The following is a 23,161-nucleotide window of genomic DNA, read 5'->3' on the forward strand; positions in this document are numbered from 1 at the left end:
GTTAGGCGGAACCCATGAGCGGACGTCACACCAGTCGGACCGGCAAAGGCCCAGCCATCCGTAGTTTGCCGAAGACCCTCAAGCTCGTTGCCCGTTTGGCACCCAGGCAACTGAATGACGAACTGGCGCTGGCCAGGGTCGAACTGAAACGCAAAGCCGCACAGGTAGGTGTGGCGGGTGCGTTCTTCGGCGTTGCCCTCGTCTTCCTGATGCTCCTGGTCATTGCACTGGTGGTGGCAGCCATCCTCGGCCTTGCCACCATTATGCCCGGATGGCTCGCAGCCCTGATCGTTGCTGCGGTGTTCCTGCTGATTGTTGCCCTGGGTGCCTTGATAGGCACCGCCAAGTTCAGGGCAGCCATGCCGCTGGTTCCGGAGGATACTATCCGCGGGATCAAGCATGACCTGGGCATTGCCAAGGAAGGCTCGGCCTTCGATGAGTCCATCCTTGATCCCAATTCCCCCGCAGCCAAGGCGGCCAAGGCCCAAAAGGAAGCTGAAGCGCAAAAAGCGAAGGCTGAGAAAGCGGCCAAGGAGGCCGCCAAGGACGCCGATGCCGCCAAGGCACCCACCGAAGCTGAACTGCGGCGCCGGCTGGACAAGCGCCGCGAGCACCTTACCGGTGTCCGCGACGAACTTGGCGAGGAGCTTGACGTCAAGAAGCAGGGGCAGGCATTGCTGGAGACTGCCAACCAGAAACTGCAGGAAGGCCGTGAATTTGCGGCCGCCAAGTTCGCCGCTGCCGGCGAATCGGTTCCCGAGGACTTCACCGGGCGCCTTGCCGCCCGCTGGAAGGACCTCGTGGCGTTTGCTGCCGCTGCCGCCGTCTTCGTGGTTGCGCTACGGAAGCTGCTCAAGAAGTAAAAGCTTGCGGCAGTAACGCACACACTGAAGTAGAGGAGGGGGACATCATGAGGCTGATCGGTGCAGGGTCACGCCCCGACCGTCCCCAAGTGGACCACGACCTCATCGTCACCGTCCCGAACATCCTGACGGTCCTGCGCTTCATGGGTGTCCCGCTCTTCGTCTGGCTTGTCCTGTCCCAGCGGGAGTACGGCTTTGCCGTGCTGGTCCTGGTGGTCATGGGCAGCACCGACTGGGTGGACGGCTACATCGCCCGGCGTTTCGACCAGACCTCCAAGCTTGGCCGGATACTGGATCCGATGGCGGACCGGGCAGCCCTCATAGCGGTGGCCGTCACCCTGGCGGTTGCCGGCGTCGTGCAGTGGTGGTACCTGGCCGCGCTGGTGGTTCCGGACATCATCCTGGCCACTGCCTCCCTGATCTACTTCCGCAGCCACCCGGACCTCCCCGTGAGCGTCGTCGGTAAGATCCGTACGGCGTTGTTGCTGCTGGGCACTCCGTTGTTGGTGCTTTCCAAACTCCAGATTCCCTTCACTGACGTGTACTTCGTGGCGGCGTGGACGTTCCTTGGCCTTGGCCTGGTGGGGCACTGGATCGCCGCCTACAACTATTTCTGGGCCATCCTGCGGAAAGGCAAGGACCTGCAAAGCGAAGACGACGGCGGGCACGGCTGATGGTCTGGCTTGCGGTCGTCCTGGCAGTGCTTGGCGCATTTTTCCTCGCCATCGGTGCCCAGCGGCAGGGCAGTGCGGTCAAAGCCGATACCGGCGGCCTCGCCCTCAGCTCCAACGGGTTCCTGCGCCTGCTCCGTAACCCGCGGTGGATGTTCGGCCTCCTGCTGCTGGCGCTGGGCATGGCAGCGAACGCGGTGGCCCTCGTCTCGGCGCCTTTGACCGTGGTGCAGCCCATCGGCGCGATTGCGCTGGTGATCACCACTGTGGTGAACGCAAAGGACCAAGGCCTCAGCATCAACCGCGCCACGGTAGTGGCCATCACTGCGTGCGTCACGGGATCGGCATTGTTCGTGCTGCTGGCGGTGACGGTAACGCAGGAAAACCACCACGTGAGCGCCGAGGACGAGCTGACCATCGTCTTGCTGCTGGCCCTGGCCGTCGGTTTGTTCGGGACACTGGCCGTGCTTTTCAAGCACAGGATGAGCGCCTTCATCTACATTATTGGGGCAGGTGTCCTGTTCGGTTTTGTCGCCGTTCTGACGCGGATCATCGGCAAGCACCTGCTGGATCCCAACGGGCTGTTCCTGCTCAACGTCCAGTGGTACACGCTGATCGCCATCGCCGCCGCGGGCGGACTCGGTTCCTGGTTTGTGCAGAGCGCCTACTCGAGCGGACCGCCGGACCTGGTCATTGCAGGATTGACCGTCATCGACCCCATGGTGGGCATTGCCATCGGCATCATCATCCTGGGTGAGCTTCGTCCCGATGTCCACACCGTCATGGCAATCGCCATGGCTGCGGCGGCCGTCCTTGCTATCGTGGGGGTAATCGCCCTGAGCCGCCATCACCCGGAAGTTACCAAGCGCAAGAAAGAAGCCAAGGGACCTCACCGGAAGGCCTAGGGGGTAAGCAGTACCTTGTGCCACCGCTTCGGCGGTCCGGCAAAACCGGCGACACCGCAGCATAGCCACCTTCCATGCTGTCCGCACCGTGACCATCAGGAGTTCTCCACGTGACCATTCCCGACACCAATAAACCCCTTACCATCCTGATTGCGGCGGACACATACCCCCCGCACGTCAACGGAGCAGCCCAGTTCGGGTACCGCCTGGCCAAGGGAATGACGGCGCGTGGACACAATGTGCACGTCCTGGCGTGCCGGCAGGACAAGGGCAAGAGCTTCACGGAGTTCCGGGATGAAGCCACGGTGCACCGGCTTCGTTCGCACAGCGTTCCCACGCACGAATACTTCCGCATCTGCTTCCCGTGGGAGATCAAGAAGGAAATCAGCCTTCTTTTCGACAAGGTCCAGCCTGACGTCGTCCACATCCAGAGCCACTACATGATCGGCGAGCATGTCCTCTATGAGGCTGTAAAGCGCGGTGTGCGGATCGTGGCCACCAACCACTTCATGCCTGAAAACCTGAACCCGTTCCTGCCCTTCCCACAGTGGTTCAAGGACATCGTCGGACGGATCTCGTGGAAGGACATGGGCAAGGTGATGGGCAAGGCGGACGTCGTCACCACGCCAACGCCCCTCGCGGCAAAGGCGATGCACCAGCACGCCTTCCTTCGCAAGGTCCTGCCGTTGTCCAACGGCATCGACTCGGCCGCCTATGAGCTGCAGCCCGGAGAGACCGTTGAGCGGCCTGCGCATCCCACCGTGCTCTTCGTCGGTCGCCTCGCCGAAGAAAAGCATGTGGACGTGCTCATTGACGCCGTCTCCAAGACCCCGCGCGAATTGAACGTGCACCTTGAGATCGTGGGAGGTGGCGAAGTCCGCCCGGCACTGGAAGCGCAAGTGTCAAAGCTCGGATTGCAGGATCGCGTGAAGTTCCTGGGCCTGGCCAGTGATGAAGAATTGCGGGAGGCCTACATCAAGGCCGATGTCTTCTGCATGCCTGGAACCGCGGAGCTCCAGTCCTTAGTAACGCTCGAAGCCATGTCTGCGTCCACGCCTGTGTTGCTGGCGAACGCCATGGCGCTGCCGCACTTGGTCCGCGACGGGGAGAACGGCTACCTGTTCACCCCGAATGACAGCAACGAACTGGCCGCGAAGATCACCGAGCTGGTGAAGCTTCCCGAGGACCAGTTGCGTGCCATGGGCAAGGTCAGCCGCGAGATGGTGGAACCGCACAGCATCAACAGCACCCTGCAGACTTTCGAGGACCTGTACCGGGGCGCGAGCTATGACGACATGGTGGTGTGACCGGAGCACTGCCTTCCAGCTATTAGTATTGCTAGAGTGCTTTGCCCTCCAAACGTCTTTCATGGCGGATTGAAGGGCTTCACGGGGCTATAGCTCAGCTGGTTAGAGCGCGGGACTCATAATCCTAAGGTCCTCGGTTCAAGTCCGAGTAGCCCTACATCACGGGAGCCGTGGTTGACGTCCGGGAGGTCAACCACGGCTCCTTTTGTATCTCCTGGTGATTCGGAGCCAGGGCAGCGGATGCTTAGTTGTCCAAGGCGTGCGACAACGCCTGCCGGATCCGTGCCTCCTCACGGCTGCCCGTAGTAGCCAGGCGGATGAGAGGAAGCCCGTGCGCCGCACAGATGGCATTCTTTTGGGCGTCACGCACCCGCTGGACGGCATTGTTCTCGTGGAATTCGAAGCCATCGACCTCTACTGCCAGGACTGCCTGCCGCGTGATGCGGTTGTAAATCACGAAGTCGAAAGTAGCTCCGTTGTTGATGTAGCTGATGTGCTCCGGTGTGAGCGCCGTGGTAGCCCGCAGCAAACTCTTCAAGAGGACCTGGGGCGCCAACGCAAGGTCGGTGAACGGGGCTTCTGTGAGTATTTCGCTCAACACCGTGTGAATGATGTTCTCCGAAGCAAACGCTGAATCCTTCTTGAGCCTGTCCGCGAGGGGTTGCAGCACCGCCGAGTACTCCCTGTAGAGCAAATCGAATACCGACACGACCGTGCTCTCGACCACTCCTTCACCCGGATTGCTGTAGCGGATGAACAGGACGAGGTCCCGGAGGTTGCGGCTTTGGGGCACCATGTCGTAATTGGTGACCAACACGAACCGCTTCGTGGCCCGCGAGACAGCCACGTTGACGAGGTTGGGATCATCGACGAACTGTATTCCGCGGTGACCCTCTGCGGTTTCATCGACGACTGTGCTCATGATGACCACTTCCTTCTCCCGGCCTTGGAACTTGTGGACCGTGTCCGCCTGGACGTCATTGATCAAGGCATCGTCCGTCTGGATGCGCTCGAGGAGGGCGTCCGTTATCTTGTCCACCTGCCGGCGGTAGGGACTAATGACGCCGATGTTCTCCCGGCGCACGTCCTGGCAGAAGTCGCGGAGTACCTCCTTCGCGATGACCTCCGCTTCGCGTTGATTCGTGCGGCCTCCGGAGCTATGGGCCCGCATGTGGTTGCCGGCCGTGGTCCGGACGACTACCAGGGCTGGGTGGTGTCGTGGACCCGCTGGAGGGACCGGTATCAATTGACCGTCGTAAAACTTCTTGTTGCAGAAGTCGATGATGGCGGGGTCGCAGCGATAGTGTTCCCGGAGCATGGTGCGGGGGAGTGATGGCCCGTACGCCGCGATGACGGCGGAGAGGATGCTGTGCCGTTTGTAATCGAAGTGGGGGACCGGAGGGGTTTTGGCGGCCCTGATTGGGGTGGCTATGTGCTGAAGTTGCTTCAGATCGCCAACGATCACTACGTTCCTGGCACATGACAATGCCAGCCCGGCAGCGAGCAGATCCACCTGCGAGGCTTCATCGATAATCAGATAGTCCAGCAACTGCCCTCTTGGGACGTTCCGGCGGAGGGAGTGGCATGTGCTGAGAAGTACCGGGTAGTCGGCAGTAAAGTCTGCGAACTGCTTGTTATAGGTTTCCTTGGCGTAGATCCGCCGTGGCATGGCCATGTACCGCCGGCGGAGCAGTCCCTCCAAGCGCCGCTTGGAAGAGCTGCAATATTCCGTCTGAACGTGGGCATACTCCGAAGAAGCTAACAGCCCGGAAGCCTTCTCCACCTGTTTCTCAAGCTCGGCGACTTTGAGATCGTAGAAGGCCTGGTGGAGGCTAAGGACTGTGTTGCTGTCGCCCAGGTCCAGTTGGCTAAGACGTCCATATCGAAGTCGAAGCCGGAGCCGGCGGATGAACTTCCCCAGCCTGCCAGGGGCTGGCGGTGCAGAGACCGTTTCAGCCAGGAACCGCAGTACCTGGCCGGAGGTTTGCAGACGCGAAAGGCCCTCCAACTCCGGCAAGTCTGCCCGGTCCACGCTTAGCAGGAAGTGATCCCGTTCAAGCTGGAAAGCATCCAGCTCCTGTTGCCACAGTGCCAGCTGCCGGGATGTCTCCTGCAGCGTCCGCAATTGCCGGGTGGAACTTTCCAGATCTTCATTCGGGATCTCTTCAGGTATGGGACCACGGAGCCAGGCGTCCAGGTCGGAGTTCCGTTCACCTTGGCGAAGGAAGAACTCATCCCTTTTGTCCTGGCGGCCGAGGTCGGCCACGATATGTCCCAGACCATGATCAATGAGTTTGTCGCGGACGTTCTCCACCGCTGCGTTGTTCAAGGAGGCAACTCCGACGGTCTTCCCTTGAACGCTGACCAGGTTGGCTATCAGGTTCACAATCGTCTGTGTCTTGCCTGTCCCCGGAGGGCCGTCAATAACGGAGATCCGGTTTCCGAGCGCCATGACCAAGGCGTCGCGCTGGCTGATATTGGATGAGAACGGCTCCAGTACTGGGGCGGCGGGATCTACGGACATTGGGGGCCTGCCCTCAAGTAAGAGCCGCAAGGCGCTGTCAGCAGGGATGTCCTTGAAGTTCGAATACTCACGACGAAGGAAATCGTTCGGCGCCAGGTTGGCGGCGAGGTCCCGCCAATAGTCCAGTACTGCTTCTGCTGCCTGGACCTCTTCCGGCTTTCTGGTCACCCTCAATTGGGTCTCAGGGCATGTCGTGTACCCGTCGCCTGACTCGCTGCTGTAGAAGACCCGAAACCAGGACTCGCGCCCGCCCGGAAAGCGGAGGACCTCCGTGACGCCCTGAATGGTGCCGCCCCGAATCTGTACCACGTCCGCGCGATGGATAACGATGACCTCCGGATTGCCAAGGACGACGACGTTCGTCGCCGCATAGCGGTAACTCCTGCCGCCATTCCGTGAACCCAAGGTCACGTTGATGACGTTTCCGGCTTCGTGGTACGCCAGCACCTGGGCTGTCTTGTCGTCAAACCCGCCCCGCTCCTTGTTGCGGATGAGGACTACTTCCTGACGTGGATCGATCATGGCTGCCCCAATCATTCTTGCCCTTAAGCCCCGAGGCTACTGGCAGGAGTCCCACTCCGGAGGGAAGACATTGCCCGAAGCGGGGGAGTGAGGTATGTTACTGACCAGTAACATACCCGTCGGTAACTTGCCGAACCCGTCTTGGTCGCTGTGGACCAATCCAGGAGGAGAGAACATGTCGAACGCCCCCTTCGATCCCGCCACCCTGCCCTACGCCGACGGCGACTTCTATGCTTTCGAGCAGTTGCTGACAGGAAAGGAACAGGACCGCCTGGCAGAAGTTCGTGAGTTCCTGGCCCGCGAGGTCAAGCCGATCGCCGTGGACTGCTGGAACCGCGCCGAGTTTCCCACGGACCTGATACCCAAACTTGCCGAACTGGACCTTGTCAGCCCAGTCCGTCGGCAGGGCTACTCCAATGTGTTCGCAGGTATCCTGCATGCCGAGATGACGCGGGCTGACGCATCGATCGCCACGTTCATGGGTGTCCATGACGGGCTCTTCACAGGTTCCATCGAAGCCCTGGCTTCCCAGGAGCAGAAGGACGCGTGGCTTCCGGACATCTACTCCTTGAAGAAGATCGGAGCCTTTGGGCTGACCGAGCCGCTGGGAGGTTCCGACGTGGCCGGTGGAACCCGAACCACCGCCCGGCGGGACGGTGACAACTGGATTCTTAATGGCGCCAAGCGGTGGATCGGGAACGCGACGTTCTCGGACTGGGTTGTCATCTACGCGAAGGACGTTGAGGACAATCAGGTCAAGGCGTTCCTGGTGGACACCTCCCTCCCCGGTTTCTCTGCGAGCAAGATCGAGAACAAGATTTCCCTCCGGACCGTGCAGAACGCGGACATTACGCTGGAGGACGTGGTGGTGCCGGACTTCTTCAAGCTGGAGCACGCCAACAGCTTCCGAGACACCAACAAGGTCCTGAAGGTCACCCGGCTTGCGGTTGCATGGCAAGCCGTGGGACTGCAGTTGGCAGCCTTCGATGTGGCGCGCAGCTACGCTGTGGAGCGCCAGCAGTTCGGCAGGCCATTGGCCCGCTTCCAGTTGGTGCAGAACCAGTTGGTGCAGATCCTTGGCAATACCGTGGCTTCCATGGGCATGATGGTCCGCTTGGCCCAGTTGGAGGACGCCGGAGCTGCCAAGGATGAACAGTCGGCGCTGGCGAAAGCCTTCACTACAGCCCGCATGCGCGAAAGTGTTGCGCTCGGACGCAGCATCCTGGGCGGCAACGGAATAGTCACCGACTACGGCATGGCCAAGGTCTTCGCTGATGCCGAGGCCATCTATTCGTATGAGGGCACGCACGAGATCAACACGCTGGTCACTGGGCGCGCCATCACGGGAGTCTCCGCGATCGTCTAAGGATCGGGCGCGCCGGGGGTGGGCACAATGGTGCCGCGGCATGGGCCGGTTCAAGGGCGGGCCGGTCTGTTCAATCAAGCGGCAGCAGTATTGAGGGACGCAGGTCCTGCACAAACGCCAAGGGATTGACGTAGTCATCGCCGCGCCGGACACCCCAGTGGAGGCACTTCGCTGCCGGGCAATGCCCCGCAATGTCCTCGATTGTGCCGATCACCTGCCCTTTCGCCACGGGGTCGCCCTGCTGAAGTTCGCTGGCCGCCGGCTCGAAGCTGCTCCGCAGGCCGCCGCCGTGGTCGATGGTGATGACCTTCCTGTCAACAACGACGCCGGCGAAGGTCACCACGCCGTCGGCCGGGGCGAAGACCTGCGAATCCGCCTTCCCGGGAGTGCTGGAGGACTCCGGCGCCAGATCCACGCCGCGGTGCCCGCTGAGCCAAGGCTTGTCCGGAGGATCGAACGGTTGCGCCACCTTGGGTTTGGGGGACAGCGGCCAGTCCCAGCGTGGCTGCGCAGGAGCCGGTGCCGCGCCAGGCGCGGCAGGGGCGGAGCCTGCCAACACGGCGGCTGCCAGCAGGAGGTGAGCGATCTTCGGCAGGGTCATGGAACCAGCCTCCAGCGTGTGGCTGCACGGGGCCATGGCCCGGGTTCCGTATGTGGATAAGCACGCCTTGGCCTGCCCCGGCGGACGGTCAAAAATGCGGGCCTGCTGTAGTACACTTGATGGAGCAGTTTGCTGTGCCCTCAAGCTTATTCAGGAGCGCGTCTCATTCAGGTGCGCGAGGGGCTCAACCTGACTACGCGTATCCAGCCCTCCATCAGCGGAGCCTCGTGGCTCCACGCTGCGGAGGATTGTGCCTCCTGCGGTCCGGCCTGACTTGTCCGGATGGGAAGTGCGATGGATGCCAGGAGCCGTGCCCGTCCGGGCCATGGCTAAAAAACCGTCAACTATTGGCAGGGTAAGAGCAGCCCTCGGGGCTCTCTCATGAATGACCTGCCGGAAGGAGCGTCGGCATGCCCGTCGTAACCATGCGCCAGCTGCTTGACAGCGGCGTCCACTTTGGACACCAGACCCGTCGTTGGAACCCGAAGATGAAGCGCTTCATCTTCACGGAGCGCAACGGCATCTACATCATTGACCTCCAGCAGTCGCTGTCCTACATCGACCGCGCCTACGAGTTCGTCAAGGCTACTGTCGCCCACGGCGGCACCGTCCTGTTCGTCGGCACCAAGAAGCAGGCCCAGGAAGCAATTGCCGAGCAGGCTACCCGCGTTGGCCAACCGTACGTCAACCAGCGTTGGCTCGGCGGTATGCTGACCAACTTCCAGACTGTCGCCAAGCGTATCCAGCGCATGAAGGAACTCGAAGAGATCAACTTCGACGACGTCGCAGGCTCGGCATACACCAAGAAGGAGCTCCTGCTCCTCAAGCGCGAACTCACCAAGCTTGAAGCCAACCTCGGTGGTATCCGCAACCTGACCAAGGCTCCTTCGGTTCTGTGGGTTGTTGACACCAAGAAGGAACACCTTGCTGTTGACGAAGCCAAGAAGCTGAACATCCCGGTTGTTGCCATCCTGGACACCAACTGCGATCCGGACGAAGTCGACTTCCCGATCCCGGGCAACGACGACGCCATCCGCTCCGTGAACCTGCTCACCCGCGTTGTTGCCGACGCCGTTGCTGAGGGCCTCATCGCCCGCAACCAGCGCTCCTCCGGCACCACCGAAGCTCCGGAAGAGCCGCTTGCCGAGTGGGAGCGCGAACTCCTCGAAGGCAGCAAGGCAGAAGCAGAAGCCAAGGCCGCTGAAGCAACCGAGGCTCCCGCAGCCGGCGAAGCTGAAGAAGCCAAGTAAATCTGTACCTTCCCTGACGCCGGAAACCGCGTCGGGGGCTACTGACAGGATGGCGGCCCACACTGTGGGTTGCCGTCCTGTTAGTTACGTAAACACCAAAAATTTCTAGACAGAGGGGTTCCCATGGCGAACTACACTGCTGCTGACATCAAGGCCCTGCGCGAGCGCACCGGCGCCGGCATGATGGACGTCAAGAAGGCTCTTGACGAGGCCAACGGTGACGCCGAGAAGGCCATCGAAATCATTCGCATCAAGGGCCTCAAGGGCGCTACCAAGCGCGAAGGCCGTTCCACTGCCGAGGGCCTGGTTGCTGCCAAGGTCACCGGCGGCGTTGGCGTAATGATCGAGGTCAACTGCGAGACCGACTTCGTCGCCAAGGCTGACAAGTTCATCCAGCTGGCTGACAAGGTCCTCAACGTTGCAGTCGAGTCCGGCGCAGCCGACCTCGACACCCTGCTCGCCACCGAGGTAGACGGCAAGAAGCTTGCCGACGTCGTCATCGAAGAGGGCGCAGTCCTCGGCGAGAAGGTTGTTGTCCGCCGTATCTCCCGCGTTGAGGGAACCACGGTTGACGCTTACCTGCACAAGACCTCCAAGGACCTCCCGGCCCAGGTCGGCGTTCTGTTCGCTGTTGACGGCGAAGGCGAAGCCGCTGCCACCGCAGCACACGACATCGCCGTCCACGTTGCCGCCATGGCTCCGAACTACCTGACCCGCGAAGACGTTCCGGCCGAACTGGTCGAGTCCGAGCGCCGCATTGCGGAAGAGACCGCCAAGGCTGAAGGCAAGCCGGAAGCTGCACTTCCCAAGATCGTCGAAGGCCGCGTGACGGGCTTCTACAAGGGTGAAGTTCTGGTTGACCAGGCATTCGCCAAGGACTCCAAGAAGACCGTTGCCCAGGTCCTCGAGGAAGCCGGCGTCAAGGCAACCGCAGTTACCCGTTTCCGCGTCGGAAACTAGCAAGTCATGAAGAGGGGTGGTCACTTCGGTGGCCGCCCCTTTTTCATGCATCCGTCAGGGTAGTACCTGGACGGACCAACAGCACGATAATCTAGCCCAAGTCCACCAACGGGAAGGCACCATGGAAACCGTCAACACTGCAATCCAGCCCGAGAAGAGCCGCCGTCGTGTACTGCTGAAGCTGTCCGGCGAGGTCATCGGCGGGGGCAAGCTCGGCGTCGATCCTGAAACCGTCCGGGCGATCGCGAAGCAGATCGCTGCCGCTGTCTCCGACGTTGAAGTGGCGATCGTGGTGGGTGGAGGTAACTTCTTCCGCGGCGCCGAACTCTCCCAGAGCGGCATGGACCGCTCCCGTGCGGACTACATGGGCATGCTTGGTACGGTCATGAACTGCCTGGCCCTTCAGGACTTCCTGGAGCAGGCCGGTGTGGAGACGCGGGTGCAGAGCGCGATCACGATGGGCCAGGTGGCCGAGGCTTACATTCCGCGCCGCGCCATCCGCCACATGGAGAAGGGCCGCGTGGTCATCTTCGGTGCCGGCGCCGGTTTGCCGTACTTCTCCACCGACACCGTAGCCGCGCAGCGTGCCCTTGAAGTGCACGCCGACGTCGTCCTGATGGCCAAGAGCGGCGTGGATGGCGTATACACCTCCGATCCCAAGAAGGACCCCACCGCGGAAAAGCTGGATGTGCTCAGCTACGACGATGCCCTCCGCCGCGATATCCGTGTCATGGACCAGACGGCGATGACCATGTGCAAGGACAACAACCTGTCCATGGTGGTCTTCGGCATGGAGGGCGAAGGCAACGTAACCCGCGCCATCCGCGGTGAAACCCTCGGAACCCTGGTTACCCCCTAGCAGCGGCTAGGATATTTCTAGGACCGTCCGCCCGCAGTGGCGGATCTTTACTGTGCATGGCCGCCCGTAGCAGGGCAGCGACTATTACTGAGGAGAACCCCGTGATCGAAGAGACCTTGCTCGAAGCCGGCGAGAAGATGGACAAGGCGGTTGAGGTAGCCAAGGAAGACTTCGCCTCGATCCGTACGGGCCGGGCGAACCCCGGACTCTACAACAAAGTGATCGTGGAGTACTACGGCACCCCCACGCCGCTCCAGCAGCTTGCTTCCTTCGCCGTTCCGGACGCACGCACCATCCTCATCACGCCCTACGACAAGAGCGCGCTCCGCGACATTGAGAAGGCCCTGAGCGACTCCGAGGTGGGTGCCAACCCCTCCAACGACGGCAACGTCATCCGCGTGACCATTCCTGAGCTCACCAAGGAACGCCGCAAGGAATACGTCAAGATCGTCAAGGGCAAAGGCGAGGACGCCAAGGTGTCCGTCCGCAGCATCCGCCGCAAGGCCAAGGACGCCCTGGACAAGCTGGTCAAGGACGGCGAAGCCGGTGAAGACGAGGGTGCCCGCGCCGAAAAGGAACTCGACGCCATCACCAAGCAGCACGTCGACAGCATCGATGACCTGCTGAAGCGCAAGGAAGCCGAGCTGCTCGAGGTCTGATGAGTCAGCCAGAGCCGGCGCCCGCCGGGCAGGTCCCGACGTCAGGGGCGCGCAGACTGGCCAGGCGCCTGCAAGGTAACCCGACGCCGAAGGCGGGCCGCAATCTGCCCGCCGCCATCGGCGTCGGGCTTGCCATGCTGTTTGCCGTCCTTGGCGGACTGCTTTTCCTGCCGCTGGGCTTTGTCCTGCTGGTTACCGCTTTCGCTGTCCTGGGTGTGTGGGAAGTATTCCGTGCCCTTGAGGCCCAAGGCACCCGCATGCCGGTGATCCCGGTGATGGTGGGAGCCCTGGCGATGCCCGTATCCGCCTACTTCGGCGGACTTGAGGGGCTCCTCTTCACCATGGTGGCCAGCAGTGTTGCCGTGCTCTTGTGGCGTTCCATCGAAAGTGCCGCCGGGGCGCCCCGCAGTGTCTTTGCCGGGGTGTTCACGCTGGCATGGGTGCCCTTCCTGATCAGCTTCGCGGCGTTGCCGCTCCATGCCGCGGGCGGTGCGACTCCCGTGGGCCTGTGGCCGAACGGAATCCCCGCCGGGGCATGGCAGATCGCGTCGATGCTCCTGCTGGTGGTGGCCAACGACACCTTCGGCTACATCGTCGGTGCCTCGTTCGGCAAGCACCCCATGGCGCCCAAAATCAGCCCCAAGAAGTCCTGGGAGGGTTTCGCCGGATCGGTTGCCGGTGCCATGGTCATTGGCGTGCTGGCCTGCCTGCTGTTCCTGGACAAGCCCTGGTGGGTCGGGCTGATCCTGGCCACCGGCATGGTTGCCGCAGCCACTGCCGGCGATCTTGCCGAGTCCATGGTCAAGCGTGAACTCGGGGTGAAGGATATGAGCAGCATCCTCCCCGGCCACGGCGGCGTCATGGACCGCCTGGATTCAATCGTGTTCGCAGCCCCCGTGGCTTTTGTTCTGTTCGCGCTGCTGAGCGGCGTCTGACACCCCCGACGAAGGATAGTTGATGGCATTGGATATTCGACGCCAGATCCCGGCAACGTTCGAGCGCGTGGAGCGCAACAAGTACGGCTACAACGCCAAGCAAGTAGACGCGTTCCTCAGCCGTGCACGGAACTCGTTCGAGAACCCGGGCAACACGGCCGACCCCGTGGCCAGTGCCGACGTCAGGGATGTGGCCTTCGATCCCGTCAAGGGCGGGTATGACGCCCAAAGCGTCGATGCCGCCTTGGACAGGCTGGAGGATGCCTTTGCGCGCCGCGAGCGGGATGACCTGATCAACCAGCAGGGCGAGGAAGCCTGGCTTCGGCAGATCGGTAAGCTCTCCGGCATTTTGCGTGGCCGGCTTCACCGTCCCGACGGCGAGCGGTTCCGCCGGCCGGCCAGGAAGCGGACCCGCAGCTACAACGTCCAGGACGTAGACGCACTGTGCGTCCAGTTGATCGACTACCTCGAAAACGATCAGCCGCTCAGCGTAGATACGGTCCGGAGGGCTGTCTTCCGGGCGGCGAAGGGCGATGAAGGCTACGACGAAGCACAGGTGGACGTCTTCCTGGACCGCGTTGTGGAGTTGATGGCCGCCATCGATTAGGGGGTCTTCCGGCTGTCCCCGGTAGGGCCGCCCCCGGCAGGGGAGATCGATGTGAGCTTCCGCCAGACGCCGTCGTAGCGGCGTTTACCGCGGAACAAGGACGTCACCAGGAAGGCCAGCCCGGCCATCACTCCTGCGCCCACGGCGAATGGTGCTGCCAACCCGGCCACCAACAAAGCCGACCCCACCAGCAGGCCGATCAGTGCGGCGTTGACCGTGCCCATGAACACCATGCTGCTGCCTGCCACCTGGCTGAAGTCCCGCCGACCGCCGAAAAAGTAGTACGTCCGTTTAGCGCCTTCCTCGTCATCGGTGAAGCCGGCCATGAGGTAGGGGGCAACACCGGGATCCAGGTCAACGTAGGCAGCCCTCAGCCTGTTCATGGCTATGACGTACATGAGGTCTTCCATGCCGACGCTCATGACGCGGACGTGGGTCAGCAGGCCTACCAGCACGTCGATGCTGAGGATGGTCAACGCGAAAGCCCGGAACGCATCCGAGAACTGCGTTGCGTTGCCCACCAAGGCCACGCTGAGCAGGCTCGCCGAGGTAAACGTCAGGAACATGCTGATCCGGGTGAGGACCTCGCCCTGGGTGGTACTTCGTGAAGCGAGCAGGCTCCAATGCTCAGTGGCCAGCAACTGGGCCCGGACACCGGGGGCGGCTGCCGGATCAGCTGGTGGCTGGATGTCCGCAGGGCCCGCTTCGTGGGACATGGCGCCATTGTCCACCCCGCAGGAGCTGCGGACAACCGGTCAGGGCAGTTGGCGTTCGGTGACTACCGGCCGTTCCGGTACGTGCAGCCTGGACATCACGCGGTTCACCGAGGCAGGTACCCGTCCTTTGGTGGCCACGGACACGCCAACGGTCACGGCGAACGCTGCCGGAACCGTCCAGGCTGCAGGCTGGGCCAACCAGAAGGGGGCTGCACTTGCGCCCAGGACAGTGCCAGCCACCATCGCACCGCCGCACAACACGCCACCCGTGACCATTCCTGCGATGGCGCCCGCGTCCGTCAAGCCCCGCCACCAGATGCCCAGGAGCAGCACCGGGCAGATGGTGGATGCCGTGAAGGCAAAGACCAAACCGACGCTGCCTGCCAACGCCAGGGAATCGGTGGTCAAGGCGAAACCCAAAGGGACGACGGCGGCCAGCAGCGCCGCGAGCCGGAAGCCGCGGACGCTGCCTCCGAAGAGGTCCTGGCTGATGACGCCCGACAGCGAAACCACCAACCCGGAGGTGGTGGACAGGAAGGCCGCAAACGCGCCTGCCACGACGAGCGCGGAGAGAAGGTCGCCGGCCGGGCCACCCACAAGCTTGCCCGGAAGCAGCAATACCAAGGCGTCGGCCTGGCCGGATCGGGCCAGCTCCGGAGCGTAGATCCGCCCGAGGGCACCTGCCAGGGTCGGGAAGAGGTAGAAGACCGATAGCAGGCCCAGCACAATCAATGTTGTACGCCGGGCCGATTGCCCATCGGGATTGGTATAGAACCGGACGAGCACGTGGGGCAGGCCCAGCGTCCCGAACAGCAGGGCAACCAGCAAGGACACGTTGTGGTATACGCCGGCGGTGGCCGTTTCCGAAGGGTTGATGGGAAGCGCCGCCACGGGAGCCGTGTCATTGGCCGTCAAGGCGAGGAGGATAAAGACCACCGGAACAGCCAGCGCCGTGAGTTTGAGCCAGTACTGGAAAGCCTGGACAAACGTGATTGAACGCATCCCGCCTGCCACAACCGTCAGGCACACAACCAGCACCACCGCCGTCGAGCCTATCCACGACGGCAGGCCCGTTGTGATGCGGATGGTGAGTGCCGCACCGTGGAGTTGCGGCACGATGTACAGCCACCCCACGGCGACTACCACCAGGCTCGTGACGCGCCGGACCATCTTGGAGTCCAGGCGGGCTTCGGTGAAGTCGGGAATCGTGTAGGCCCCGGACCGGCGCAGGGGAGCCGCGACGAATAGCAGCAGCATCAGGTAGCCCGCCGTGTAGCCAACCGGGAACCACAGGGCGTCAGTACCGGACAGGAGGATGAGGCCGGCAACCCCCAGGAAGCTGGCGGCCGACAGGTATTCGCCCCCGATGGCCGAGGCGTTCCACCATGGCCGGACGGTCCGGGACGCGACGTAGAAATCCCCGGTGGTCCGCGAAATGCGGAGGCCGTAGAAACCGATGGCCGCCGTCGCGAGGGAGACCGCGACGAAAGCGAACAGACCGACCGCCGGGTTCACCGCTCCTCCGTCAAATCACGGTAGCGGGCCTCGTTGCGGGCCGCCGCGCGGGTGAAGAACCACGCGCTGAGCCCTATGACCGGATACACCCCAACGCCCAGCAGAAGCCAGTCCAGACGGATCCCCAGCACAGTTGTCCCCGCAACCCCGGGTCCAAACACCAGGAAGGCCGCGAAAGCGGCGAGGATCAGCAGAAAACCGCAGGCTACCACCAGCGCCAGGCGCAATTGCGAGCGGATGAGTGAACGGATAAAGACCCTGCCGGCGTCGGACTCTTCGCTGACGTCACCGTACGCAAGCCGGCCCCGGGGTACCGGTACCGAATGGCGCGGCGCGGTGACACGGACCCGCGTCATCCTTGCGGCCGGGGACGGGTGGCTTCCAGCCGGTCCCGGACGGAGGGAAGGTGGCGGCGGCTGATGGGCAGCTCGGCACCGGCCACGGTGACGCTGGGGGACGAAGCCGAAAGTTTAAGGTGTCCCACGTGGTTGAGCGCAATCAGGTAGCTGCGGTGGATCCGGATGAAGCCCGCCTCCGCCCACTGCTGTTCAAGGTCGCTGAGGGGAACGCGGATGAGGTAGCTCGCTTCGGCGGTGTGCAGCCGGGCATAGTCGCCCTGGGCCTGGACGTAGCTGACGTCGTCGCGGCGGATCATGCGGGTGGTGCCGCCGAGGTCAACGGTGATCATCTCCGGCGCCGGGGCGCCGTCCTTGATGAGCTCGCTGATCCGGTCCACGGACCTGGCCAGCCGTTCGGCCCGGAGCGGCTTCAGCAGATAATCGACGGCGGCAAGGTCGAACGCCTCCAAAGCGCAGTCCTCGTCGGCCGTTACAAAGACGACGGCGGGAGGGTTGCTGCTGCGGGAGATGGCCCTTGCGATGTCCAAACCGGACAAGGCCGGCATGTGAATGTCGAGGAAGACAGCATCTACGGACTCGGTTTCCAGGGTCCGCAGCGCCTCACCGCCGGAGGAAGCGCGGTGGATTGTGCCAATGCGGCCGTCCCGCCCCAGCAGGAAGGCGAGCTCCTCAACTGCGGGCAGTTCGTCATCGGCGACGAGCACGTTGATCATGCTTCCAGATTAGCCTTATGCGTCGTGGCGAGGTTGGGACTTGGGCACGCGCATGGTGATCAGGGTGCCTTCACCGGGGGCTGTGTCGATCACCAGGCCGTGCTCGTCGCCGTAGACCTGCCGAAGCCGTGCATCCACGTTGCGAAGGCCGACGTGGTCGCCGTCGCTGTGCCCGGCGAGCACTTGCCGCAGGTGCTCCGGGTCCATCCCCACGCCGTCGTCCTCGATGGTGACCTCCGCAAACGCGCCGGAATCATTGGCACAAATGGTGATGTGTCCGGGCCCTTCCTTCGCCTCGAGACCGTGACGGACCGCGTTCTCAACCAGCGGCTGGAGGCTGAGGAACGGGATGACAGTACTCAGCACCTCCGGCGCGATCCGCAGGCTGACCTGGACACGCTCGCCAAACCGGGCCCGTTCCAGCAGGAGGTAGCGGTCAATGCAGCGAAGTTCCTCGGCGAGCGTGGTGAAGTCGCCGTGGCGCCGGAAGGAATACCTGGTGAAGTCGGCAAACTCCACTACCAGTTCACGTGCCCGGGCGGGGTCCGTGTTGATGAAGGAGGCGATGGCGTTCAAGGAGTTGTAGATGAAGTGCGGGCTGATCTGGGCCCTGAGGGCGCGGACTTCGGCCTCCATCAGGAGGGTCCGGGATGCCTCGAGCTCAGCGAGTTCCAGCTGGGCGCCGATCCAATCGGCCACTTCGCTGGTGGCCCGGACCAACCCGGCGCCCGCCGACGGCGCCAGGGCCGCAACTGTCCCCACCACCTTGGAACCGGCGCGGATGGGGGCGATGACGGCACTGAAACTGCCCGGTTGGGCTGTCGCGTGGGGAACCACCGCGGTGCGTCCGCTTTCCAGCACCCCGCGGACAATGCCCATGAGCGCCGGCCTGGTGTCCTCGGCCGTTCCGTCCCACGCCACCACTGCTTCAGTGTCCGTGATCGCCAAGGCCTCGCAGCCAAGGAGCGCCCGCAACTGCTTGCTGGCCTTCCCCGCCCCGGCGGGTTCCAGACCGCCGCGAAGGTGCTGTCCCGCCCGCGATGCGGCGTGCAGCGTCTTGTAGGTTGCCTGCTCGGCGTCCGTGCCGAGGTCCCGGAAGGAGCGCACCACTTTCAGGCCGACACCCACGACGACGGCCACCGCCAGGACGATCACGGCGATCGCGGCTGCTGTGAAAAGCGGGGAATCGGGCATGGAGCAAGAGTAGCCAATGCGCGGGCACGACGACGGCGGCCGGTCCGCCGCTTGCCGTTTGGCGCAGCATAGGGACCGTTGGGCGACGACGGCGGGCAATGTGCTGGAATGACCGCCCCGGCCCGTCAATAGTGATTGCAGTCACATTGGCCGGCTGTGTGGAGCCGATGTGGGCACAACAACCAGGAGGAACCATGGGTAATGATGCCCAACCCCAGGACGCGACAGCGTCCGTGGACTTCCAGGAAGTCCAGCAGACGGAGCGGTTCAAGAAGTTGCGCAAGCGGCACAGGAGCTTCGTCTTTCCCATGGCAGCAGCGTTCCTGCTGTGGTACTTCGCCTACGTTCTCTTGGCCGACTACGCGGTCGGCTTCATGTCCATCAAAGTGTGGGGAAACATCAACGTCGGCCTGATCCTGGGGCTGCTCCAGTTCGTCACCACTTTCGGGATCACCGCGTGGTACGTCAGCTACTCCAACAGGAAACTCGACCCCATCGCCGCCGAAATCCGGAACGAAATCGAAGGCCATGAGTTTGATAAGTCCGGCAGCCTAACCCGTGGGGGAGCGCAGTGAACACCATGGTCCCTGCAGTGGAAGTTGCTGCACTCAAAGACACCACACTCTTGAACATGGGCATCTTCGCCCTCTTCGTTGCGGTCACCATGGTGATCGTCTTCCGTGCCAGCAGGAACAACAAGACTGCGGCTGACTACTACGCCGCCGGACGTTCCTTCACGGGCTCCCAGAACGGAACTGCCATCGCCGGCGACTACCTTTCGGCGGCCTCGTTCCTCGGCATCACCGGCGCGATCGCCATCAACGGCTATGACGGATTCCTTTACTCGATCGGGTTCCTCGTGGCCTGGCTGGTTGCCCTGCTGCTTGTGGCAGAGCTGCTGCGGAACACCGGTAAGTTCACCATGGCCGACGTCCTGTCCTTCCGCCTCCGGCAGCGGCCGGTCCGGATTGCCGCTGCGCTCTCGACGCTGGCGGTCTGCTTCTTCTACCTGCTGGCCCAGATGGCGGGAGCGGGCAGCCTGATTTCGCTGTTGCTGGGCATCAGCGACTGGGGCGGCCAGGCACTGGTGATCATCGTCGTCGGCGCCCTCATGATCATGTACGTCCTGATCGGCGGCATGAAGGGCACCACTTGGGTGCAGATCATCAAGGCCATCCTGCTCATCGCCGGCGCGGCCGTCATGACAGCCTGGGTACTTTCCATCTACGGCTTCAACCTGTCCAACCTCCTGGGATCGGCAGCGGAAGCCGCCAACAACCCCGCAATCCTGAACCCGGGCCTGCAATACGGCAAGTCGGACACCTCCAAGCTCGACTTCATGTCCCTTGGCCTGGCGTTGGTCCTTGGCACGGCAGCACTGCCGCACGTCCTGATGCGCTTCTACACCGTTCCCACGGCCAAGGAAGCGCGCAAGTCCGTGGTGTGGTCCATCTGGTTGATCGGCCTCTTCTACCTCTTCACCCTGGTACTGGGGTATGGTGCCGCAGCCCTGGTGGGCGCGGAGACCATCAAGTCTGCCCCGGGCGGCGTGAACTCCGCGGCTCCGCTGCTGGCCTTCCACCTGGGCGGGCCGCTGCTGCTGGGCTTCATCTCGGCTGTCGCCTTCGCCACCATCCTCGCGGTGGTTGCCGGCCTCACCATCACCGCGGCGGCATCGTTCGCCCACGATATCTACGCCAACGTCATCTCCAAGGGCAAAGCCGACGCCACTACGGAAGTGAAGGTTGCACGGCGCACCGTAGTGGTCATCGGCATCCTGGCAATCCTCGGCGGGATCTTTGCCAACGGACAGAACGTTGCCTTCCTGGTGGCACTGGCCTTCGCGGTCGCGGCCTCGGCCAACCTGCCCACCATTGTCTACTCCCTGTTCTGGCGGAAGTTCACCACGCAAGGTGCGGTGTGGAGCATGTACGGCGGCCTGGCCTCAGCCATCCTGCTGATCACCTTCTCGCCGGTGGTGTCCGGTGCCAAGACCTCCATGATCCAGGGAGCCAACTTCGCGTTCTTCCCGCTCAGCAACCCCGGTATCGTCTCCATACCGTTGGCTTTCTTCCTGGGCTGGTTGGGTACAGTCCTGGACAAGCGGCGTGAAGACGCTGCCAAGCAGGCCGAAATGGAGGTGCGCTCGCTGACCGGCGTCGGAGCCGAGAAAGCGGTAGACCACTGATCCGCTAAACCATCGCGGTCACGCTGTGGAAGCAGTGCCCCTCATGCCTTCGGGCGGAGGGGCACTGCTTCTTTGAGGGTCGCTACTTCTTGAGGGCCAGCCATTCCTGCAACTGCGCCAGCGGCCAGGTTGTTACGATCCTTTCCCGGGGTACACCGGCGGCCTCTGCCCGCTCCGCACCGTATTGCAGGAAGTCCAGTTGGCCGGGAGCGTGGGCGTCACTGTCGATGCTGAAGAAGCACCCTGCATCAAGGGCCATCTGGATGAGCCGTTCGGGCGGGTCCTGTCGCTCCGGCCGGGAATTGATCTCCACCGCTACTCCCCATTCGGCACATTCCTTGAAAACCTTTGCGGCGTCGAACTCGGATTCGGGCCTGGTGCCGCGCGAACCCTGGACCAGCCGTCCGGTGCAATGGCCCAGGACGTTGGTGTGGGGGTCGCTGATGCCGCCGAGCATGCGCTGTGTCATGGTCTTCGAATCGGAGCGCAGCTTGGAATGGACGCTTGCCACCACCACATTCAGCCGTTCCAGCATTTCCGGCGTCTGGTCCAGGGTTCCGTCTTCCAGGATGTCCACTTCGATGCCCTTGAGCAGCCGGAACCCGTCCTGGCCGGCGTTGACCTCCTCCACTATGCCCAATTGCTGCTCGAGGCGTTCCGCGCTGAGGCCGTTGGCAATCGTGAGGTTGGGGGAGTGGTCCGTCAGTGCGAGGTACTCGCGGCCCAGGGTGCGGGCTGCCGCCACCATCGTTTCGATCGGCGATCCGCCGTCGGACCAGTTGCTGTGGCTGTGCAGGTCGCCGCGCAAGGCCGAAGCAAGCCCATGGCCACCGGCGGCGAGCGGTTCGCTGCCCCGCTCGCGGAGGTCGGCCAAGTAGTCCGGAACGCGGTCTTCCATGGCCTGCGAAATGACTTCCGCGCTGCGGTTGCCAACCCCCTTCAGGCTCGTCAGCCGGCCGGACGCGATCAGGCGCGGCAACTCGCCGGGCGGCAGCTGCCGCACGACGTCGGCCGCTTTCCTGAAGGCCTGCACTTTGAACGTCGGTGCGAGGCTGCGTTCCAGCCAGAAGGAAATTTCATCGAGCGCCTCAACGGGATCCATGGCTCCATGATCCCCGATGCTATGGGCGCAGGCGGATACTGCTCATTTTGAGGTCGTTCGTGCCCTCGAAGACATAGTGGAGGTTGATCGTCTTGCCGTCGCACTGCAGCGTCCCGGAGAGATCGGCCTTGTTGTTTCCGTTGTTGTTGTTCACGCTGACGGAGTTGTAGTTGGGCTTGCAGGAGTTATCCAGTTCCAGGCTTGCAATGCCGTCAATGAACGACTGCTTGTCCAGTTCGTCCTTGAGGGCCTGGTGGAGGTAGTCGTCGTAGGCTTCCTCGGTATCGCCGGCCACAACCAGTTTGGTGAACTCGTCGGCCAGCCCGCGCGCCTTGGACGTCGCGTTGCCCACGACGTTCACGAGCACCAACACCCCCACCACGGCGAGGACGATCACGCCGGCTACGATGCCCAGGACGATCCATAGCGTCTTCCGCTTCTTGGCAGGAGGAGTGGACGGCTGCCCGTACTGCCCTGGCGGGTACTGGCCTGGTTGGGGCGGGTATTGCCCTTGCCCTTGCCCTTGTTGGGGGTAGGGGTTTGGACTGCCGTAGTTGGGTGCGCCTCCCGCGGGACTTCCCTGCGGAGCTGCGTACGACGGCGGCTGTTGCCACTGCGGAGGCGTCCCGGACTGTGCGGGGTTGCCCGACGGCGGCGGGTACGGACCCGCCGGATCGGGATTGCGTGGAACATCGCCCTGTCCGTTGGGCTCTTGTGGATTACTCACTCTCGGACCCCTTTCAGCAGCCTGCTTCCGCGCCACCTTTGTGGCCGGGAACTTCCGGCAGCCCCCGATGCTTTCCTTTGAATCAAACAGCATCCTGACAGTCCGGGCAAGAGTGACTGCTACCCTTCCGAGCGCCTTCCCAGAAGCGGCTGGACCCGGTAGGGAATCATCTCCCGCATGGCCAGCGCTGTATCCGTGCGCTCAACGCCGTCGCAGGCCAGGATCTTGCCGTTGATCCTGAAGAGGTCCTCCGCGTCCAAGGCCACCACCCGCAACAGCAGGTCAGCCGAACCGGTCAGGCCGAAGCCTTCCAGGATTTCCGGGATATCGGCCAGGTCCTTTGCCAACGTTGCCAGTTTCTGCTGCTGCACGTGGACACTGATGAAGGCTGTGAGCGGGTACCCCAGCGCGACCGGATTGATCCGCCGTTCGAAGGACAGGAAGGCGTGCTTCTTCTCAAGCTGTGCCATGCGCGCCTGGACGGTGTTTCTGGAGAGGCCGAGCTTTTGGGCCAGGGCGACCACTGTTCCCCGCGGGTCCTTCGCCATGGCCGAGAGGAGACGGGTATCGGTGCCATCCAGTGGTTGCATAATGCGCAAGATTAGCACGGGCTTGAAG

The 23,161-nt window shown here is 63.1% G+C and carries 23 protein-coding genes and 1 tRNA gene; 14 read left to right on the forward strand and 10 right to left on the reverse strand.

Annotated elements, in window-relative coordinates; all coding sequences use genetic code 11:
• The first annotated feature begins 14 nt into the window (after positions 1-14).
• The 5 genes from AUR_RS17070 to AUR_RS17090 all read left to right on the forward strand — a co-directional run bounded on the left by AUR_RS17070 (position 15) and on the right by AUR_RS17090 (position 3,903).
• Complete coding sequence (locus AUR_RS17070; RefSeq protein ID WP_021472567.1) at positions 15-863, forward strand: phage holin family protein; 849 nt, start codon at positions 15-17, stop codon at positions 861-863.
• A 47-nt stretch (positions 864-910) separates the two neighbouring features.
• The gene (locus tag AUR_RS17075; protein ID WP_062095903.1) at positions 911-1,537 is read left to right on the forward strand and encodes a CDP-alcohol phosphatidyltransferase family protein; all 627 of its coding nucleotides are present in this window, start codon (positions 911-913) and stop codon (positions 1,535-1,537) included.
• On the forward strand, positions 1,537-2,439 hold the full coding sequence (locus AUR_RS17080; protein WP_021472569.1) for a DMT family transporter: 903 nt from the start codon (positions 1,537-1,539) through the stop codon (positions 2,437-2,439). The genes AUR_RS17075 and AUR_RS17080 overlap by 1 nt, the downstream gene beginning before the upstream one ends.
• A gap of 110 nt (positions 2,440-2,549) precedes the next feature.
• Positions 2,550-3,746: a glycosyltransferase gene (locus AUR_RS17085; RefSeq protein WP_062095905.1), complete on the forward strand. Its 1,197-nt coding sequence runs from the start codon at positions 2,550-2,552 to the stop codon at positions 3,744-3,746.
• A gap of 83 nt (positions 3,747-3,829) precedes the next feature.
• A tRNA-Ile gene (locus AUR_RS17090) sits at positions 3,830-3,903 on the forward strand.
• Positions 3,904-3,990: 87 nt separating this feature from the next.
• Here AUR_RS17090 and AUR_RS17095 read toward each other — a convergent pair.
• Positions 3,991-6,792: an AAA domain-containing protein gene (locus tag AUR_RS17095; protein ID WP_062095907.1), complete on the reverse strand. Its 2,802-nt coding sequence runs from the start codon at positions 6,790-6,792 to the stop codon at positions 3,991-3,993.
• Positions 6,793-6,967: 175 nt separating this feature from the next.
• Here AUR_RS17095 and AUR_RS17100 point away from each other — a divergent pair, with 175 nt between their 5' ends.
• The gene (locus AUR_RS17100) at positions 6,968-8,158 is read left to right on the forward strand and encodes an acyl-CoA dehydrogenase family protein (RefSeq protein WP_128397214.1); all 1,191 of its coding nucleotides are present in this window, start codon (positions 6,968-6,970) and stop codon (positions 8,156-8,158) included.
• 70 nt (positions 8,159-8,228) lie between these two features.
• Here the strand turns inward: AUR_RS17100 and AUR_RS17105 are convergent, their stop codons facing one another.
• Positions 8,229-8,759: a M23 family metallopeptidase gene (locus tag AUR_RS17105; RefSeq protein WP_062099099.1), complete on the reverse strand. Its 531-nt coding sequence runs from the start codon at positions 8,757-8,759 to the stop codon at positions 8,229-8,231.
• A gap of 410 nt (positions 8,760-9,169) precedes the next feature.
• On the opposite strand from AUR_RS17105, the gene rpsB reads away from it, so the two are divergent.
• The 6 genes from rpsB (at position 9,170) to AUR_RS17135 (ending at position 14,029) form a co-directional block, all read left to right on the forward strand.
• Complete coding sequence (gene rpsB / locus AUR_RS17110; RefSeq protein WP_062095912.1) at positions 9,170-10,009, forward strand: 30S ribosomal protein S2; 840 nt, start codon at positions 9,170-9,172, stop codon at positions 10,007-10,009.
• Positions 10,010-10,132: 123 nt separating this feature from the next.
• Entirely contained in the window at positions 10,133-10,969 is an 837-nt protein-coding gene (tsf, locus tag AUR_RS17115) for a translation elongation factor Ts (protein WP_021472575.1), read from the forward strand.
• A gap of 121 nt (positions 10,970-11,090) precedes the next feature.
• Positions 11,091-11,828 (forward strand): UMP kinase, encoded by a 738-nt coding sequence (gene pyrH / locus AUR_RS17120; protein ID WP_021472576.1) that lies wholly within the window; start codon positions 11,091-11,093, stop codon positions 11,826-11,828.
• 101 nt (positions 11,829-11,929) lie between these two features.
• Positions 11,930-12,487, forward strand: coding sequence for a ribosome recycling factor (gene frr, locus AUR_RS17125; RefSeq protein WP_021472577.1), 558 nt, complete (start codon positions 11,930-11,932; stop codon positions 12,485-12,487).
• Complete coding sequence (locus AUR_RS17130; RefSeq protein WP_062095914.1) at positions 12,487-13,422, forward strand: phosphatidate cytidylyltransferase; 936 nt, start codon at positions 12,487-12,489, stop codon at positions 13,420-13,422. The genes frr and AUR_RS17130 overlap by 1 nt, the downstream gene beginning before the upstream one ends.
• A 22-nt stretch (positions 13,423-13,444) precedes the next feature.
• The gene (locus AUR_RS17135) at positions 13,445-14,029 is read left to right on the forward strand and encodes a DivIVA domain-containing protein (RefSeq protein ID WP_021472579.1); all 585 of its coding nucleotides are present in this window, start codon (positions 13,445-13,447) and stop codon (positions 14,027-14,029) included.
• Here AUR_RS17135 and AUR_RS17140 read toward each other — a convergent pair.
• Genes AUR_RS17140 through AUR_RS17160 form a run of 5 tightly spaced genes read right to left on the reverse strand, consistent with a single transcriptional unit; the run spans position 14,026 to position 18,526 of the window.
• Entirely contained in the window at positions 14,026-14,745 is a 720-nt protein-coding gene (locus AUR_RS17140; protein WP_062095917.1) for a hypothetical protein, read from the reverse strand. The genes AUR_RS17135 and AUR_RS17140 overlap by 4 nt on opposite strands.
• A gap of 39 nt (positions 14,746-14,784) precedes the next feature.
• Positions 14,785-16,260 (reverse strand): sodium/solute symporter, encoded by a 1,476-nt coding sequence (locus AUR_RS17145; RefSeq protein WP_062095919.1) that lies wholly within the window; start codon positions 16,258-16,260, stop codon positions 14,785-14,787.
• The gene (locus AUR_RS17150; RefSeq protein WP_062095921.1) at positions 16,257-16,616 is read right to left on the reverse strand and encodes a hypothetical protein; all 360 of its coding nucleotides are present in this window, start codon (positions 16,614-16,616) and stop codon (positions 16,257-16,259) included. The genes AUR_RS17145 and AUR_RS17150 overlap by 4 nt, the downstream gene beginning before the upstream one ends.
• Complete coding sequence (locus AUR_RS17155; RefSeq protein ID WP_021472583.1) at positions 16,613-17,332, reverse strand: LytR/AlgR family response regulator transcription factor; 720 nt, start codon at positions 17,330-17,332, stop codon at positions 16,613-16,615. Before AUR_RS17155 ends, AUR_RS17150 begins: the two co-directional genes overlap by 4 nt.
• Before the next feature lie 15 nt (positions 17,333-17,347).
• Positions 17,348-18,526: a histidine kinase gene (locus AUR_RS17160; RefSeq protein ID WP_062095923.1), complete on the reverse strand. Its 1,179-nt coding sequence runs from the start codon at positions 18,524-18,526 to the stop codon at positions 17,348-17,350.
• Between the two features lie 194 nt (positions 18,527-18,720).
• On the opposite strand from AUR_RS17160, the gene AUR_RS17165 reads away from it, so the two are divergent.
• A complete protein-coding gene (locus tag AUR_RS17165) occupies positions 18,721-19,101 on the forward strand; it encodes a DUF485 domain-containing protein (protein ID WP_021472585.1) in 381 nt (126 codons plus the stop codon).
• A gap of 5 nt (positions 19,102-19,106) precedes the next feature.
• A complete protein-coding gene (locus AUR_RS17170; RefSeq protein WP_031216614.1) occupies positions 19,107-20,714 on the forward strand; it encodes a solute symporter family protein in 1,608 nt (535 codons plus the stop codon).
• Positions 20,715-20,796: 82 nt separating this feature from the next.
• Here AUR_RS17170 and AUR_RS17175 read toward each other — a convergent pair whose 3' ends face one another.
• The 3 genes from AUR_RS17175 to AUR_RS17185 form a co-directional block, all read right to left on the reverse strand.
• Positions 20,797-21,816: a PHP domain-containing protein gene (locus tag AUR_RS17175; RefSeq protein WP_021472587.1), complete on the reverse strand. Its 1,020-nt coding sequence runs from the start codon at positions 21,814-21,816 to the stop codon at positions 20,797-20,799.
• A 19-nt stretch (positions 21,817-21,835) separates the two neighbouring features.
• Positions 21,836-22,543 (reverse strand): hypothetical protein, encoded by a 708-nt coding sequence (locus AUR_RS20610; RefSeq protein ID WP_225740047.1) that lies wholly within the window; start codon positions 22,541-22,543, stop codon positions 21,836-21,838.
• 119 nt (positions 22,544-22,662) lie between these two features.
• The gene (locus tag AUR_RS17185; protein ID WP_031216615.1) at positions 22,663-23,133 is read right to left on the reverse strand and encodes an Lrp/AsnC family transcriptional regulator; all 471 of its coding nucleotides are present in this window, start codon (positions 23,131-23,133) and stop codon (positions 22,663-22,665) included.
• Positions 23,134-23,161 lie beyond the last annotated feature (28 nt).

Origin of the sequence: Paenarthrobacter ureafaciens, assembly GCF_004028095.1 — a bacterium.
Lineage (GTDB): Bacteria > Actinomycetota > Actinomycetes > Actinomycetales > Micrococcaceae > Arthrobacter > Arthrobacter ureafaciens.